Annotated in this window: 13 protein-coding genes and 3 pseudogenes; 6 read left to right on the top strand and 10 right to left on the bottom strand. The window is 72.6% G+C overall.

The genetic code is table 11. The annotated features are described in order from the left end of the window. Positions 1-186: 186 nt before the first annotated feature. From ACFWI8_RS28220 to ACFWI8_RS28210, 3 genes and pseudogenes are all read left to right on the top strand, one after another. On the top strand, positions 187-399 hold the full coding sequence (locus ACFWI8_RS28220; RefSeq protein ID WP_387097114.1) for a hypothetical protein: 213 nt from the start codon (positions 187-189) through the stop codon (positions 397-399). Then, positions 399-1,571 carry a serine/threonine-protein kinase gene (locus tag ACFWI8_RS28215; RefSeq protein WP_387097112.1) on the top strand — a complete coding sequence of 391 codons (1,173 nt, stop codon included), beginning with the start codon at positions 399-401 and terminating at the stop codon, positions 1,569-1,571. The genes ACFWI8_RS28220 and ACFWI8_RS28215 overlap by 1 nt, the downstream gene beginning before the upstream one ends. Positions 1,572-1,701: 130 nt before the next feature. After that, positions 1,702-1,986: pseudogene (locus ACFWI8_RS28210) on the top strand (oxidoreductase); the annotation flags it as partial. 74 nt (positions 1,987-2,060) lie between these two features. On the opposite strand, the pseudogene ACFWI8_RS28205 reads toward ACFWI8_RS28210, so the two are convergent. Further along, positions 2,061-2,249: pseudogene (locus tag ACFWI8_RS28205) on the bottom strand (DUF6420 family protein); the annotation flags it as partial. 539 nt (positions 2,250-2,788) lie between these two features. Here ACFWI8_RS28205 and ACFWI8_RS28200 point away from each other — a divergent pair. Continuing rightward, the gene (locus tag ACFWI8_RS28200) at positions 2,789-3,850 is read left to right on the top strand and encodes an LLM class flavin-dependent oxidoreductase (RefSeq protein ID WP_387097110.1); all 1,062 of its coding nucleotides are present in this window, start codon (positions 2,789-2,791) and stop codon (positions 3,848-3,850) included. A gap of 12 nt (positions 3,851-3,862) precedes the next feature. Here ACFWI8_RS28200 and ACFWI8_RS28195 read toward each other — a convergent pair whose 3' ends face one another. The 4 genes from ACFWI8_RS28195 to ACFWI8_RS28180 are packed head-to-tail and all read right to left on the bottom strand — an operon-like array spanning position 3,863 to position 8,968. Continuing rightward, entirely contained in the window at positions 3,863-5,491 is a 1,629-nt protein-coding gene (locus ACFWI8_RS28195; protein WP_387097108.1) for a dipeptide ABC transporter ATP-binding protein, read from the bottom strand. Next, entirely contained in the window at positions 5,488-6,399 is a 912-nt protein-coding gene (locus tag ACFWI8_RS28190; RefSeq protein ID WP_387097105.1) for an ABC transporter permease, read from the bottom strand. The genes ACFWI8_RS28195 and ACFWI8_RS28190 overlap by 4 nt, the downstream gene beginning before the upstream one ends. Next, positions 6,396-7,346, bottom strand: coding sequence for an ABC transporter permease (locus ACFWI8_RS28185; protein WP_387097102.1), 951 nt, complete (start codon positions 7,344-7,346; stop codon positions 6,396-6,398). Before ACFWI8_RS28185 ends, ACFWI8_RS28190 begins: the two co-directional genes overlap by 4 nt. Then, positions 7,346-8,968, bottom strand: coding sequence for an ABC transporter substrate-binding protein (locus ACFWI8_RS28180; RefSeq protein ID WP_387097099.1), 1,623 nt, complete (start codon positions 8,966-8,968; stop codon positions 7,346-7,348). The genes ACFWI8_RS28185 and ACFWI8_RS28180 overlap by 1 nt, the downstream gene beginning before the upstream one ends. A 324-nt stretch (positions 8,969-9,292) precedes the next feature. Here ACFWI8_RS28180 and ACFWI8_RS28175 point away from each other — a divergent pair, with 324 nt between their 5' ends. Next, positions 9,293-9,532 (top strand): hypothetical protein, encoded by a 240-nt coding sequence (locus ACFWI8_RS28175; RefSeq protein ID WP_387097096.1) that lies wholly within the window; start codon positions 9,293-9,295, stop codon positions 9,530-9,532. Continuing rightward, a pseudogene (locus tag ACFWI8_RS28170) lies at positions 9,421-9,846 on the top strand (F420-dependent methylene-tetrahydromethanopterin reductase); the annotation flags it as partial. The gene ACFWI8_RS28175 and the pseudogene ACFWI8_RS28170, both read left to right, overlap by 112 nt. 276 nt (positions 9,847-10,122) lie before the next feature. Here ACFWI8_RS28170 and ACFWI8_RS28165 read toward each other — a convergent pair. The 5 genes from ACFWI8_RS28165 to ACFWI8_RS28145 are packed head-to-tail and all read right to left on the bottom strand — an operon-like array spanning position 10,123 to position 14,710. After that, a complete protein-coding gene (locus tag ACFWI8_RS28165) occupies positions 10,123-11,202 on the bottom strand; it encodes an LLM class flavin-dependent oxidoreductase (protein WP_387097094.1) in 1,080 nt (359 codons plus the stop codon). A 12-nt stretch (positions 11,203-11,214) separates the two neighbouring features. After that, entirely contained in the window at positions 11,215-12,132 is a 918-nt protein-coding gene (locus ACFWI8_RS28160; RefSeq protein ID WP_387097092.1) for an ABC transporter substrate-binding protein, read from the bottom strand. After that, positions 12,133-12,858 carry an ABC transporter ATP-binding protein gene (locus ACFWI8_RS28155; protein ID WP_387097089.1) on the bottom strand — a complete coding sequence of 242 codons (726 nt, stop codon included), beginning with the start codon at positions 12,856-12,858 and terminating at the stop codon, positions 12,133-12,135. Beyond that, positions 12,855-13,712 (bottom strand): ABC transporter permease, encoded by an 858-nt coding sequence (locus tag ACFWI8_RS28150; RefSeq protein ID WP_387097086.1) that lies wholly within the window; start codon positions 13,710-13,712, stop codon positions 12,855-12,857. The genes ACFWI8_RS28155 and ACFWI8_RS28150 overlap by 4 nt, the downstream gene beginning before the upstream one ends. Further along, positions 13,712-14,710: an NrtA/SsuA/CpmA family ABC transporter substrate-binding protein gene (locus ACFWI8_RS28145; protein WP_387097083.1), complete on the bottom strand. Its 999-nt coding sequence runs from the start codon at positions 14,708-14,710 to the stop codon at positions 13,712-13,714. Before ACFWI8_RS28145 ends, ACFWI8_RS28150 begins: the two co-directional genes overlap by 1 nt. Between the last annotated feature and the right edge of the window lie 3 nt (positions 14,711-14,713).

Raw genomic sequence — 14,713 nt, 5'->3', positions numbered from 1 at the left:
CCCGCCACCAGCCGCAACGCCTGTTACTGACCGGGAGGAACGGCCGCAGCCGTTCCCACTCGGCATCCGTCAGATCACCCCGCTCCATGTCCACATCAACGACCAACACGCGAAGTAGTCACATGATCGGCAGGACAAGTCCTAGGCGGGCGTTACCGACTGAAGTCCCGGCTGGGTCACGGCGGCATGGGCACGGTGTGGCGGGCGCACGACGAGCTGGTGGACCGTGAGGTCGCCATCAAGGAGCCGCGGGTCCCGGAGTCCGTTCCCGACCGGGAGCGGACGACGATGTACGAGCGCATGCAGCGCGAGGCCCGGGCTGCGGCGCGGATCAGCCACCCGGCCGTGGTCACGGTGCACGACGTGGTGTGTCGGAGGCCGGCCAACCGTGGCTGGTGATGGAGCTGGTTCGCGGGCAGTCGCTCGAGGACGTGCTGGAGGCCGGCACCCTGGACGTGCGCGAGGCGGCGCGAATTGGGCTGGCCGTGGTCGACGCCCTTACCGCCGCGCACAAGGCGGGCGTGACCCATCGGGACGTCAAACCCGCCAACGTGCTGCTCGACCAGAACGACCGTGTGGTGCTCACGGACTTCGGCATCGCCCAGGTGGAGGGCGAGCAGGGTCTCACGGACACCGGTTCGTTGATCGGCTCCCCGGAGTTCATGGCGCCCGAACGGGTCCTTGGCCAGCGCCCGGGCCCTTCCTCCGACCTGTGGTCGCTCGGCCTGCTCCTGTACGTGGCGGTGGAGGGCGTGTCGCCGTTCCGGAGGAACAGCACCGCGGCCACGTTCCAGGCGGTGATGTCCGCGGAGCCCCAACGGCCGGTCCGAGCAGCCGGGCCGTTGGGGGACCTGATCACACGCCTGCTCGGTAAGCGTCCGGACGCGCGCCCGGACGCGGCCGAGGTTCGCCGCGCCCTGGAGGCTGTCGTCTCCCTGCCACCGGCCCCCCAGGCGGTGACCCAACCGTCGTGGATGCCGCTGCCGCCCGGGCGCCGGCTCGGCCGGAGGGGCCTGGTGGGGCTGGGGGTGGCGGCGCTCGCGCTGGTGATCCTGGTGGCGCTGTTCGTGGTCGGGCCGGTAGGGGGAGGCGGCCTCCCCGATGGTTGGGAGGTTGTCCCGGAGGAGCGTTTCCAGATGGACATCGCGCTGCCGGACGAGTACGAGCGGATCGTCGACGAGGAGAACGAGGACCACGTCATCTATCGGTCACCGGACGGCATCTACACCGTCGACGTATGGCTGAGGCGTTCGGAGACCCGAGGCGCCGTCCAGGCGGCCAGCGCCGTCCTCGACGACTTCCAGGAGGGCCCGTCGATCTACGACGACGGCGACATCCAGGAGACGGAGTTCCAGGACCGCGGCGCGGCCGAGCTGCTCGTGCTCAGCCGCTCCGAGGCAGACCAGCCAAGAACGCAGCGCAGGGCGCTCTTCTACGGACTGGAGGACGAGGAGCTGATGTGGCGGGTGCAGGTCCTCATGCCGGGTGAGGACGGACCACCGAGGTCACACGGCGAGGAGCTCTACACCGGCGTCATCGAGCACCTGCGGATTCGCGACTCCGCTGGATGACGCCTCGGCGCCGCGAGCATCGTCGGACCTCTCCCATCACCTGTGACTCACGTCCCCGCCCTTCCTGTCAGCAATCGGGGCGCCGTTCCGCTCAAGTCACCGAGAGTAAGCGGACCGACAGGAGCATCACATGAAGCACCGCATCGTCGTCCTCGGCGCCGGCTATGCCGGGGCCTACGTGGCCGGGACCCTGGCCCGCAGGCTGTCCCCGGCGGACAGCGAGATCACCGTGGTCAACGCCGAGCCGGACTTCGTCCAGCGCATGCGGCTGCACCAGCTCGCGGCCGGGCAGGACATCGAGGCTCCCAAGCTCGCCGACGTCCTCGCGGGCACGGGGGTACGCCTGCGCCTCGCCCGAGTCACCGCCGTCCGCCCGGGGCGCCAGGTCGTCGCCGTGGCCGATGCCGATGGAGAACCGGGCGGGGTGTGTGCTCCTGTCCGGAGACACTGGCCTTCGGCCGAGAGGGCGAGCCGCTTGAAGGCGTCTTCCTTGGGGGCGGTCGTCTGGGCTTCGCAGCCGGGGTGGTCCACGGTGATCTGGGGGCGGGTGGTGGTCCCAATGGTCAGCCGGCCGCCGCCGGGCGTCAGGCAGCGGCCGGTCCAGCTGGTGCTGTCGGTCGCGTTGACGCGGGCGAGCAGCGTGCGGACTTCCTTGGGGCGCCGACCGGCCACCGCCATGTCCAGGCGGGTGAAGAGGCCACGGCTGACCTCGGCCTGCTCCTCCAGCCAGCAGGGGTCGGGTGAGCGGGTCGGGGATCCGGACTCGGACGACTCCTGGCAGCCGGGTCCGTAGGTTCGTCGACGTCACGGCGGTGGTCTCGCTCCCTTGCTTCCTGTCGAGGGAGCGGGAGTCGGAGAGGTGGGCCGACGGCCGGGCACTCGGCACTGCACGGGAGCGCGCGGAGGCACGGGTTGGGGCACGCGCCGCCTGGTGACTCGGCTACACAGACAGCTGGCGGAGCGGCGCAGGCCGCTCGGCAGGCAGCGGACCAGCGGCACCATGTGTGCACCGGGCATGGTCGACCCCTCACCCGGAAACGACGGCGACCCGGCGTGCGTGGCCGGGTGGGACGACGCGAAGCTGACAAAGGTGCTTCCGGCTTGTCCACGGGTCGCGGCGATGTGTGACCTCGCGCCGGGCAGCCCGCCATGTGCCGGCCACGCCCCCGCAACAACCGGCGCGCAGAGTGGGGTTCGGGTCCGTCGGAGGGGTCGCCATGAGGTTCTCCGTCCTCACCATCGTCGGTAACGCGCCGCATCCCGTGACCGGTGCGGTGACCCCGACCGCCGAGCGGTTCGACGAGGTGGTCGGGAACGGCGTGCTCGCCGAGCGCCTCGGTTTCGACGCCTACGCCGTCGGCGAGCGGCACGCCGGCACGTTCGTCTCTTCCAGCCCTACCGTGCTGTTGGGCGCGCTGGCCGCCAGGACCTCCCGGATCCGCCTGATGACCGGGGTGACGGTGCTGGCCATCCTCGACCCGGTGCGGGTGGCCGAGGACTACGCCACTCTCGACCAACTGTCCCGGGGCCGGATCGAGTTGGTCGTCGGGAAGGGCGCCGAGGCAGGGCACTTCGACCTCTTCGGCCTCGACGAGGCACGGCAGTGGGAGTACCAGGCGGAGAAGTACGAGCTGCTGCGCCGGCTGTGGCGAGAGGAAGGGGTGGACTGGCAGGGCGAGTTCCGGCCCGCGCTCAAGGGCGTCACCACCGTGCCACGCCCCTTCGCCGGACCGCCGCGCGTCTGGCACGGCTCGGCCACCAGCCCTCACTCGACCGAGTTGGCCGCCAGACACGGCGACCCGGTCTTCACGGCCAACGCCATCCAGCCGCGCGCGGCGTACGCGGAGCTGCTCGCGCACTACCGCGAGCGGTTCGAGGCGTACGGGCACGACCCGGCCGGCGCACACGTGGCGGCCGGGTCCGGCGGCCTCTACGTCGCGGACACCACCGAGCGGGCGATCGCCCGGCTGAGGGAGCGTTACGAGGCGCGGGTGGCCCAGAACTTCAAACCGCACCTGGTCGGCAGGGCCGGCTACAACACGCCGTTCCGCACCATCGAGGAGGCGGTCGAGAACGGCCCCGCGTTGATCGGAAGTCCGCAGCGGATCATCGAGAAGATCCTCGACTTCCACGCGGCGTACCGGCACGACCTGCAGTCCGTCACGGTGGACGGCTTCGGCCTCGACCGCGCCGAGCAGGAGGAGCAACTCCGGTGGTTCGCCGAGGAGATCGCCCCGGTGCTCCGCCGGGAGGCGCCGACCCGCCTGTGGTCAGCCTGAACGGGCGCACGGTCAGCCGGCTGCCGTCCCTCCCGGGATGGCCGCCAGCAGTTCCTCGGTGTAGGCGTGGCGGGGCTCGGCGAAGATCCGCTCGGTGGTGCCGGTCTCCAGCAGCCGGCCGGCCCGCATGACGCCCACCCGGTGCGCGATCTGTCGCACAACCGCCAGGTCGTGGGAGATGAACAGGTAGCTCAGCCCGAGCTCTCGCTGGAGCTCGGCGAGCAGTTCCAGGATCTGGGCCTGCACCGACACGTCGAGTGCCGAGACCGGCTCGTCGCACACCACCAGGTCGGGTTCGAGGGCCAACGCCCTGGCGATCGCTACGCGTTGGCGCTGGCCACCGGAGAGCTCGGCCGGGCGACGGTGCAGCGCGCTGGTGGGCAGCGCCACCCGTTCCAGCAACGCGGCGGCGCGGCGCGCCCGTTCCCTTCGGCCGGCCGTCCGGAAGGCCCGTAGCGGCTCTCCGATCGACTCGGCGACCGAGAACCTCGGGTCGAGCGAGGCGTAGGGACTCTGGTAGACGATCTGCATCCGGCGGCGGAGCCGGCGCAGCGGTTCGCCGGTGAGCGCGGTGGCGTCCTTCCCGTCGAACGTCACGGTGCCCGCGGTGGGGGCGGTCAGCCGCATCACCATCCGGGCCGTGGTCGACTTGCCCGAGCCCGACTCGCCGACCAGGGCGAACGTCTCGCCGCGGGCGATGGTGAAGCTGACGGCGTCCACCGCGCGCAGCCGCCGGGTGCCGGCGGAGCGTGGTAGCGGGAAGTCCTTGACCAGCTGGTCGGCCACCACCAGGGGGCCGGCGTCCGGCTCGCGCGCGGCGCGCGCGCCGACGAGCCGGGTGTCGGCCAGGCTGGGGGCCGCCGCCAACAGCCGCCTGGTGTAGGGGTGTCGGGGGCCGCGCAGCACCTCGTGCGTGGGGCCGGCCTCCACCACCTCGCCGTGTGACATCACCACGGTCCGTTGTGCCCGGTCCGCCGCGACGCCCAGGTCGTGGGTGATCAGCAGCAGCGCGGTGCCCCGGTCGCGGGTCAGGCGTTCCAGGTGGTCGAGGACCTGGCGCTGGACGGTGACGTCCAGCGCGCTGGTCGGCTCGTCGGCGATCACCAGCCGGGGCGCGGCGGCCAGTGCGATGGCGATCAGCACCCGCTGCCGCATCCCGCCCGACAGTTCGTGCGGATACTGCCTCGCCCGTGTCTCGGGGGCGTCGAAGCCGGCCTTGGCCAGCAGTTCGACGGCCTGCTCCCGGGCTCCGGCCCGGTCGGCGAGGCCGTGGATCAGCAGGCTCTCGGCCACCTGGCGCCCGACGCGCTGCACCGGGTTGAGCGCGAGATAGGGGTCCTGGGGGATCAGGCCGATGTCGGAGCCGCGCCTGGCGCGCAGCGCCCGCTCGCCGCCGGCGGCCAGGTCCTCCCCGCCGAACAGGAGCTGTCCCGCGGTCCGTCGGCCACCCCGCGGCAGCAGGCCGATGACGGCGTGCGCGGTGGTCGACTTGCCAGAGCCTGACTCACCGACCAGCGCCACGGTCTCACCGGGCGCCACCTCCAGGTCGACGCCGCGCACCGCCTCGGCCCGGCCGTAGCTCACCCGCAGTCCGCGCACGGCGAGCAGCGGAGGGTGGATCGTTCCGGTCTCCCGGTTCATCGTTCCTCGCCTTCCCACGCGCGGGCGATCCGGTTGGCGGCCAGCACGGTGGCGGCGATGGTCAGGCCGGGGAAGGTGGTGAGCCACCAGGCGCCGGCGAGGTAGTCGCGGCCCTCGGAGACCAGCGAGCCCCACTCGGGTGTCGGGGGCTCCGCGCCGTAGCCGAGGAAGCTGAGCGCCGAGACGGCGAGCACCACGGCGCCGAACTCGACGGCCGCGAACACCAGGACCGGTCCTGCCGCGTTGGGCAGCACGTGCCGCAGCAGCACGGAGTGGCGGCGGGCGCCCGCCGCGTGGGCCGCCTCCACGTAGACGGTGCCGCGCACCCGCAGCACCTCGGCCCGCATCACCCGGGCGAACCCGGCGACGCTGGTCACGCCGACCGCGATGGCCACCCGGGTGGTACCGAAGCCGAGCGCGGTCACGATGGCCAATGACAGCAGCAGCGCGGGGATGGCGAGCAGGACGTCGGCGCAGCGCATCAGGACGTCGTCAACCAGGCCGCCGAGCGCGCCGGCGAGCAGCCCCATGGCCGAGCCGGCCACCAGACCCAACGCCACCGCGAGCGAGGTGGCGCGCAGCGAGAGCGAAGCGCCGTGCACCGTCCTGGCAAACAGGTCGCGTCCCAACTGGTCGGTTCCGAAGGGGTGTTCCAGGCTGGGGCCGCGGAGTTTCTCGGCCGGCACGCCGGCCAGCGGGTCGCGCGAGGTGAACAGCTCGGGCAGGAAGGCCGCCGTCAGCACGGCGGCGACCACCAGCACGGAGAGGGCGAGTCCCGGCCGCCGCAGCCAGTACCCGAGGCGGGGCCGCGGCCGCCCGGCGCCGACCGTCGCCGCCGCCGGCGACGGGGCTGGCGCCGCGCCCGCCGCGCCGTCCGGCCGGCTCGTCACGTCCGTCCGCCGGCTCACGCCGGCACCGCCCGCTCGGCCGTCAGCCGGGGGTCGAGCAGCGGGGCGACGAGATCGACCAGCAGGTTGGCGAGCACGTACACCAGCGCCCCGAAGCTCACGATCCCCAACACCAGGGGAATGTCCTGCGCGTTGACCGCCGTAGCGGTCGCCCGGCCGAGCCCGGTGCGGGAGAAGACGCTCTCGACCACCACCGAGCCGGCGAGCAGGTTACCCAGCAGCACCCCGAGCACCGTCAGCGGCGGGAGCGCAGCGTTCCGCACCGCGTGCCCGAGGTGGACCCGGGCGGGCGAGGCGCCCTTGGCCCAGGCCGTCTCGGCATAGGGCTCGGCCAGCGCCGTCCGCAGGCTCTTGGCGAAGACCTGGGCCAGCACCGAACCAACGGGCAGGGCCAGGGTGATCGCGGGCAACACGATGGCGTCCCAGCCCTCGTTGCCGAACGCGGGCAGCAACCCCCAGCGGAAGGAGACGAGTTGCACCAGCAGCAGCCCCACCCAGAAGGTGGGTGCCGACACGCCGAGCGCCGGCAGCGAGAGCAGGGCCTGCCGCAGCCAGCCCCGGCGCGACCAGCTGGCCGCCAGCGCCAGGGTGCCGCCCCCGACCGTCGCGAGGGCCAGGGCGCAGCCGGCCAGTTGGAGGGTGGCGGGCAGCGCCTCGGCGATCACCCGACCCACCGGTTCGCCGCTCGACACGGACTGGCCGAAGTCGCCTCGGACGGCGGCCACCAGCCGCTCCAGGTACTGGCGCCAGAGCGGCTGGTCGAGGCCGTGGGCCGCGCGCAGCTCGGCGACCTGCTCGTCGGTGACCGCGGACGCCTCGCCACCGCCGGCCGCCATGATTGCCACCGGATCGCTCGGCAGCAGGTACAGCACCACGAACGCCAGGGTGAACGACGCCCAGAGCACCAGCGCCGACTGGCCGAGACGGCGGGCCAGGAAGCGGCCCATCAGGAGATCCAGGTGTCGTGTAGCTGGATTCGGGAGGATGCCTCGAACTCCAGGTCGTGCACGTGCTCGGCCACTCCGAGCACGGTGGTCAGCTCGAAGACCGGGACGGTCGCGCCGTCTTCGATCAGCAGCCGCTGGGCCTCGGCCGACGCCTCGGCGCGCCGCTGGGGATCGGTGGTGGTGTTCTGCGCGGCCAGCGCCTGCTGGAGCGGGGTGCCGGGCGGCTGGCGGTAGATGTTGCGTAGGTCGGCGGAGAACGCGGTGCGCATGATGTCCGGGTCGGTGCGAGTGGTGTTGCCCCAGGAGTAGTCGAAGTCGCCCTCCTCCTGGGCGGCCGGCAGGTCGGGCAGCGGCACGGTGCGCAGCCGCAGGTCGACGCCCACCGCCCGCAGTTGCTGCTGGATCAGCTGCAGGGCGTTCTCGTTGGGCCCGAAGTTCGGTATCCACATCACCGTCAGCCGCAGCTCCTCGCCGTCCCGTACTCGTACCCCGTCGGGGCCCGGCATCCAGCCGGCGTCGTCGAGCAGCCTGGCCGCCTCGTCCGGGTCGTGCGGCAGCAGCTCGGAGAGGTCCGCGTAGGTGTCGGTGGTGTGCGCGAGCGAGCTGGTGGCGACGGTGAACGACGGGCTGAGGACGGTGTCCACCACCTCCTGCCGGTCGACGGCCAGGCTCACCGCCCGGCGGATCGTCTCGTCCGCCGGGAGTGGGCGGGAGAGGTTGGCGGTGAGCACGAACGGCAGTCCCGGGTTGGGGCGGCTGGCGAGGGTGAAGCCGGCGTCCGCCAGGGCCGCCTCGTCCTGGGCCGCCACCCCACCGATCGCGTCCACCTGACCGGACTGGAGGGCACCGGTGCGCACCCCGGACTCGGGGATGACGCGGAACGTCACCCGGTCGAGGAGGGCGGGGCCCTGGTCGCGCCAGAGCGACGAGCCCCAGGCGTAGTCCTCCCTGCGGGTCTCCACCACCGACACGTTGGGCGTGTACTCCTCGAGGACGAACGGGCCCGAGCCCACCACGTGGTCCGTGCACCGCTCCGCCGCGGGCAGTTCGGTGGTGGACCTGGCGAGTATCCCCAGCGCGGACGTCGAGGTGGCCTGGAGGAACTGCGCGTTGGGCGCTTCGAAGCCGACTCTGGCCGTGTACTCGTCGACGACCTCGGTGCCGGTGTACCCGGACAGGTAGCCGCTGCCGAGCGCCGCCTGCGCGCCGAGGGCCACGATGCTGTCGAAGGTGTCCTTGACGGCCTGGGCGTTCACCGTTGTGCCGTCGCTGAACGTCGCGTCGTCCCGCAGCGTGAAGGTGAACGTCCGCGCCTCCTCGTCCACCTCCCACCCGGTGGCCAGCCACGGCACGATCTCCCCGGTCTGCGGATCCTGGTCGGTCAACGAGTCCACCAACTGCCGCGCCGGGTAGATCGCGTCGTTCGTGGCTCGCTGATGCGGGTCGACGCACACCGGGTCGGAGGCGAGCGCGAAGGTCAGCTCGCCTCCGGAGCTTGGCTCGCCGCCTCCGCCGTCGTCCCCGCCGCCGGACGGGGGACCGGCGGCCGAGCACGCGGCCGTGGCGAGGATGACGGTCGACAGGACGGCGGGAAGGACGCTGTGACGGCGCGATCTAGCCATGAAGTCCACTGTCTCCGCGAGGCGTTGACACGGTGTGTCCGCGTCATGGACGGCTGCCCGAACCCGGCCTGGCGGCAGACTTCGGGGGACCGGGGGCCGTGGACAACCCGAAGCGCTCTTCTTAGCGCCGAAAGGCTTCACGCCGCTCGGCCAGCTGTCTGTGTCGCTGACCCCGACGCGCCTCCCCTCCCCCTCCACACCCCGAAACGCGACCTCGCTGAGGGGCGTGTCGGCCCGCCCGCGCGCCGCCGTGCCGCCTCGTGTCCTCTTCCCGCGGGCAGGGTCTTCGACCAGGACATCGTCGGCCGCCCCGACACCCTCCCGGTGCTGGCCGTCACCTCCTTCGACGCGTTCACCGGCCGCAACTTCCGGCGCGGCGGCTTCCTGGCCCGCGAGCAGCGCTACGTCCGCGCCGGGGAGTTCCTGGCCGTCACCCGCCGCCTGTGGGACTCCTGGCCGGCCGACGCGATCTTCTCCCCCACCACCGGCTCGACGAGGCCCAGGAGTTCTACCGCGACATCCAGGCCAGGGCCACCCGCCTCGGCCGACCGCCGGGCTCCGTGAAGCTGCTGCCCTCGGCGTCCTTCGTGCTCGGCGACACGGAGGCCGAGGCCGAGGAGCGCCACCGGGACATCCTGCTGCGGCGGATCACCGGGCAGACCGCCCAGATCCTGCTGGAGTCCGTCTGGAACCGTGACCTGTCCGGCTACGACCCGGAAGGACCGCTGCCCGACATCGACCCCGACCCGGCCGGGCCGCCCGTCATCCAGGGGCGGGCCAGGATCGACCAGGACCCGTTCGCCACCGTCGCCGAGTGGCGCCAACTCGCCGCCGCCCGCGGCTACTCGCTGCGCGAGCTGGCCATCCACGTCTTCGGTAGGACCGAGTTCGTCGGCACCCCGACCCAGGTGGCCGACCGCATCGACGCGTTCGTCCAGCAGGACGGCTCCCAGGGCTTCATCCTCGGCTCCCACCCGGCGCCGAGCGGCCTCGACGAATTCGTCGACGAGGTCGTGCCGCTCCTCCAGGAACGCGGCTCGCTGCGCGCCGAGTACGAGGGTGGCACGCTCCGCGAGAACCTGGGCATCCCGACGCCCGCCGCCGTCCTGGCCGGGACCCGAGCCGCCGGGGGCGGGTCCCGGCGCGCGGCGGGGTCAGGAAGGCGCCGGCACGCCGAGCGCCGGCAGGATGGTCTCCCCGACCCGGTAGGCCTCCTCGAGGAGGGGGTTCCCCGACAGGATGAAGGTGTCGACGCCCAGGTCCTCGTACTCCTTCAGCCGCTCGATGACCTGGGCGGTCGAGCCGACGACGGCGGTGCCTGGACCGGGGCGGAACAGGCTCATGCCGGGCCAGAGGTTCGGATGCCGCTCCAACTCGCGGGCCCGCGCGGGCACCCTGCCCCCGTGCTGCCGGAACTGCCGTTGCCAGCCGACCCCGTCCTCGCCGGAACGGTCCCGGAGTTGGCGGGCGTAGGTCGCCTCGCTCGTGACGTCGAGCAGCCGGTCGGCGGCGGCCCATGCCTCGTCCTCGGAGTCCCGGACGATCAGGTGCAGGCGCAGCCCGAAACGGAGGGTCCGGCCGTGCCGGGCGGCGCGCTCCCGCACGCGGTCGAGCTTCTCCTTGAGCTGCGCCGGGGGTTCGGCCCAGGTGAGGTAGACGTCCATGTGCTGGGCCGCCATCTCGATGCCCGGCTCCGAGGAGCCCCCGAACCACAGCGGCACGTGGGGGGACTGGACCGGTTTCAGGTCGCCGAAGGAGCCGCCCGCGTCGGTCAGGTCGTAGTAGTTCCCCTGGTGGTCGAAGACCTCGCCGGCGGTCAGGCGTTTCACGATCGACCAGTACTCCGCGCTCAGCGCGTACCGTTCGTCGTGTTCGACGTTCAGTCCGTACTCGCGCAGGGTCCTGGTGGAGCCGTTGACGACGTTGAACCGCAGCCGGCCGCCGAACAGGGTGTCGAAGGTGAGCGCCATCTTGGCCAGCAGCGTCGGGGAGATCAGGCCCGGGTGGACCGCGAGCAGGGGCCGGAAGCGTGTGCTGGTCGAGGCGGACAGTGCGCTGCCGAGCGGCCACACGTCGTGCAGGTCGGTCGCCAGCAGGGCGCCGCTGAAGCCGAGGCTGTCGACCGCGCCGGCGAGCCGTCGCAGGTAGCCCAGGTCCACTGGGCGGCGCCCTGCGGGCTCCCATGGGTAGGCACCCTCGCGGGGGATGAGGTACCAGAGGACTTCGGAGGCCATGGTGTGTGTTCCTCAGGGACGCGACCGGTCGGGGGCTGTGGTTCCGGGCGTGGACCCGGCGGTGGGCTCCGGTTCGCGCGCGACGGCGTCGGCGGTGCGCACCGGCCGTTCGATGAAGCCGACGCGGGCGAATATGTCGGCGGCCCGCTGCTGTTCGGCGAGGAACTCCTCGCTGACGTCCTCGATGTGCCAGGGCAGCGCCCGCAGCGCCGTCTCCCAGTCGCGCACCTCGCCCCCCTGGTGGTCGGCGGCGATGGCGGCGGCCTCGCGCGGGTGTGCCGTGACCCAGGCGTCCGTCCGGCGGAGTGCGCGCAGCAGCGCCGCGATCACGTCGGGCCGCTCCTCGGCCAGCGCCCGGCGCGTGAAGAACACCGAGCGGTCGGTGATGACCTCGCCGGTGGGGAGGAGGACGCGGAGTCCGCCCGCGCGTCGGGCGGCGGCCAGCTGCGGGCCCTGGGCCACCCAGGCGGCGATCGCCCCGGACCGCAGGAGCTGTTCGCTGTCCTCGCCGCCGCGCTCGGCGACGATGTCCGTGGCGTAGGAGAGGCCGTTGTCGTCGAGCGCCTTGGCGACCAGGTGGGTCTGCCAGGAGCCGATCGCCAGGTGCACGATGCCGCCCTTGAGGTCGGCAACGGTGCGTGCGGGGCTGTCCTCGGTGACGAGGAGGGCGCCGTGGTCGGGGCGCGGGGCCGAGACGGCCGTGTAGACGATGTCGTGCCCCGCCGCCTGGGCGGTGATCGGCGGGGTCGATCCGGTGCCGCCGAAGTCGATGACGCCGTCTGTCAGCAGAGGGCCGGTGCGCACCCCGTTCGCGTAGGGGTGGAAGACGGCGGTCTCCCCCACGGTGGCGAGTTCCTCGGCCGCGTGGTCGAGGCGGGAGAGGTAGTAGAGGGTGGGGTTGCTGTTGTGGACGCCGATGGTGACGGCCATTCAGTTCACTTCCCTTCGGGTGGGTGTGGGGGCGGGGGTGGGGACGCCGAGGTCGGCGAGCAGGCGGCGGCGCAGCGTCGCGAAGGACGGGTCGCCGGGGTCGCGGGGTCGGGGGACGTCGACGGGCTGGTCGGTGATGAGCCGGCCGTCGCGCAGGACGCAGACGCGGTCGGCCAGGCGCACCGCCTCCTCGACGTCGTGGGTGACCAGCAGGACGGCGGGGCGGTGGGTTCGGCACAGCTCGTTGACCAGGTCCTGCATGCGGAGCCGGGTGAGCGCGTCGAGGGCGGCGAACGGCTCGTCGAGCAGCAGCAGTTCGGGTTCCCGCACCAGGGCGCGGGCGAGCGCCACCCGCTGTGCCTCCCCGCCGGAGAGGGTGGTGGGCCAGGCGTGGGCGTGCTGGTCCAGGCCGACCTCGGCGAGGGCCCGCCGGCCGCGTTCGGCCTGGTTCCTGGGGAGCGCGACGGTCACGTTGGCCAGGACCCGTTTGGAGGGGACGAGCCGTGGCTCCTGGAAGACGGTGGTGCGTGCCCGGGGTACCAGGATCTCGCCCGAGTCCGCGGCGTCCAGGGCGCCGAGGATCCTCAGCAGCGTGGTCTTGCCACTGCCGCTGGCCCCCAGCAGCGCCACGAACTCGCCGGCGCCGATGGTGAGGTCGAGGCCGTCGAGCACGGCGCGTGCGCCGAACGTCTTACGCAGGCCGCGGACGTGTACGGCGGTGCTCATCGGCCGGCCCTCCGCCACGGCATCAGCAGCCGTTCCAGTACGCGCACGATGACGTCGGCGAGCAGCCCGAGCAGCCCGTAGACGAGGATGCACACGGCCAGGATGTCGGTTCGGGCGAAGTTCCCCGCCTGCACCATGAGGTAGCCGATGCCGGCGGTCGCGTTGATCTCCTCGGCGGCGATCAGGGCGATCACGCTGAGGGTCATGGACAGCCGGAGCCCGGCCAGCAGCGAAGGCAGCGCCCCGGGCAGCACCACCTGGCGCACGATGGCGAGCCGGCCCATGCCGAAGCTGCGCATGGCCTCGACCAGTTTGGGGTCGATGCCGCGGACTCCGCTCGTGGTGGAGACGTACATGGGGAAGGTGGTGGCCACGGCGATCAGGAGGATCTTCGCCGTCTCGTTGATCCCGAACCAGACCATGAACAGCGGGACCAGCGCCAGGAACGGGATGGTGCGCAGGATCTGGACGGAGGAGTCCAGCAGTTCGTCGCCCAGCCTGGTGAATCCGGTGAGGACCCCCAGGCTCAGGCCGGCGGTCAGGCCGATCAGCAGGCCGCCGCCGGAGCGGGTCAGCGAGGTGGTGAGCGCCTCGGGAAGCTGGCCGTCTCCCCACAGTTCGCCGATGGCCTGGGCCACGGCGCCGGGCGAGGCGAGTACGTCGGGGGTGAGCACGCCCGTGGCGGAGGCGGCCCACCACAGCGCGAGCAGGGCGAGCGGGCCGACCGCGCGTACCGTCGCCGCGTACCAGCGTGGGCGGGGGCGCCTGACGTCGGCGCGCGGCGTCACCAGACGGGTCACGTCCTCGGTGCGTTCGGTGGCCGGCGTGTCGGGAACTCTCTCGGTGGCCGTCATCACAGCGTCGTCACGTCGAGCACGTGTGCCGCGATGTCCACTTCTTCGGGGGTCACTCCCTGCTCGGCGTAGAAGCGCGCGACGTCCTGGAACCGCTCGATGTCGGCGTCGGTGATCGGTTCGACGGTGCCTCCCTGGGCGGAGAACTCGACCTGCACGCGCAGGGCCTCGCCGGTGAGGGCCTGCGGGCCGACGTCGGTGTTGACGTTCAGGAACGCCTCCGGGTCCTCGCGCTCCCGCACGCTGGCCTCGTGCAGGTAGGTGTAGAGGGCCCGCACCACGTCGGGATGCTGTTCGGCGAACTCCGTCCTGACGGCCGTGAGGCTGTAGTTGTCGGAGCCGATGTCCGCTCCGTCGACCAGGAAGTGGGCGTCGCCGCTGCCGATCTCGGCCACGGAGTACGCCGCCCACACCGCCCAGGCGTCCACCTGGCCGGCGTTGAAGACGGCGGCGGTCTGGTCGGGGCGGAGGTACACCCGCTCCACTTCGTCCGGATCGATGCCCTCCTCTTGCAGCGCCTTCAGCAGCAGGTACTCGCCGGTTCCGCCCTCGTTGACGGCGACCTTCCGCCCGACGAGGTCCGCGACGGAGTCGATGCCCGAACCGTCGCGTACGAGGATGCCCTCGCCGGCCGGGTCGGGCGCGGTGGCCGTGAAGAAGGCGAACCCCGGGTTCTGGGACAGCGATGTGATGCCGGAGGTGATGGATCCGGTGGCGATGTCGAGTTGGTCGGCGTTCAGGGACTGGGCGGCCGGCGCGAACGGGCCGGCGCTTCCGGTCCAGGCGACCTCGGCGTTCACCTCGGCGAGGGCGCGCTCCAGCGAGCCGTCCTGTTTGCCGAGGGCGAGGACGCCGGAGTTGCCGGGGTCGGGGATGCGGATGGTGACCGCGGGCTCCGCGCCGTCGGCCGCGTCCGCCTGCGAACCCCCGCAGCCGGTGAGTGCCGTCAGGGTGACGAGGGCGGTGACGGTGACGAGGGCGAGTCTGGGAATGCGCATGGT

It is taken from the genome of Streptomyces sp. NPDC127098 (genome assembly GCF_042722465.1).
In the GTDB taxonomy this organism is placed as follows: Bacteria; Actinomycetota; Actinomycetes; order Streptomycetales; family Streptomycetaceae; genus Streptomyces; species Streptomyces millisiae.
This window is presented reverse-complemented; position numbering and strand designations above follow the sequence as displayed.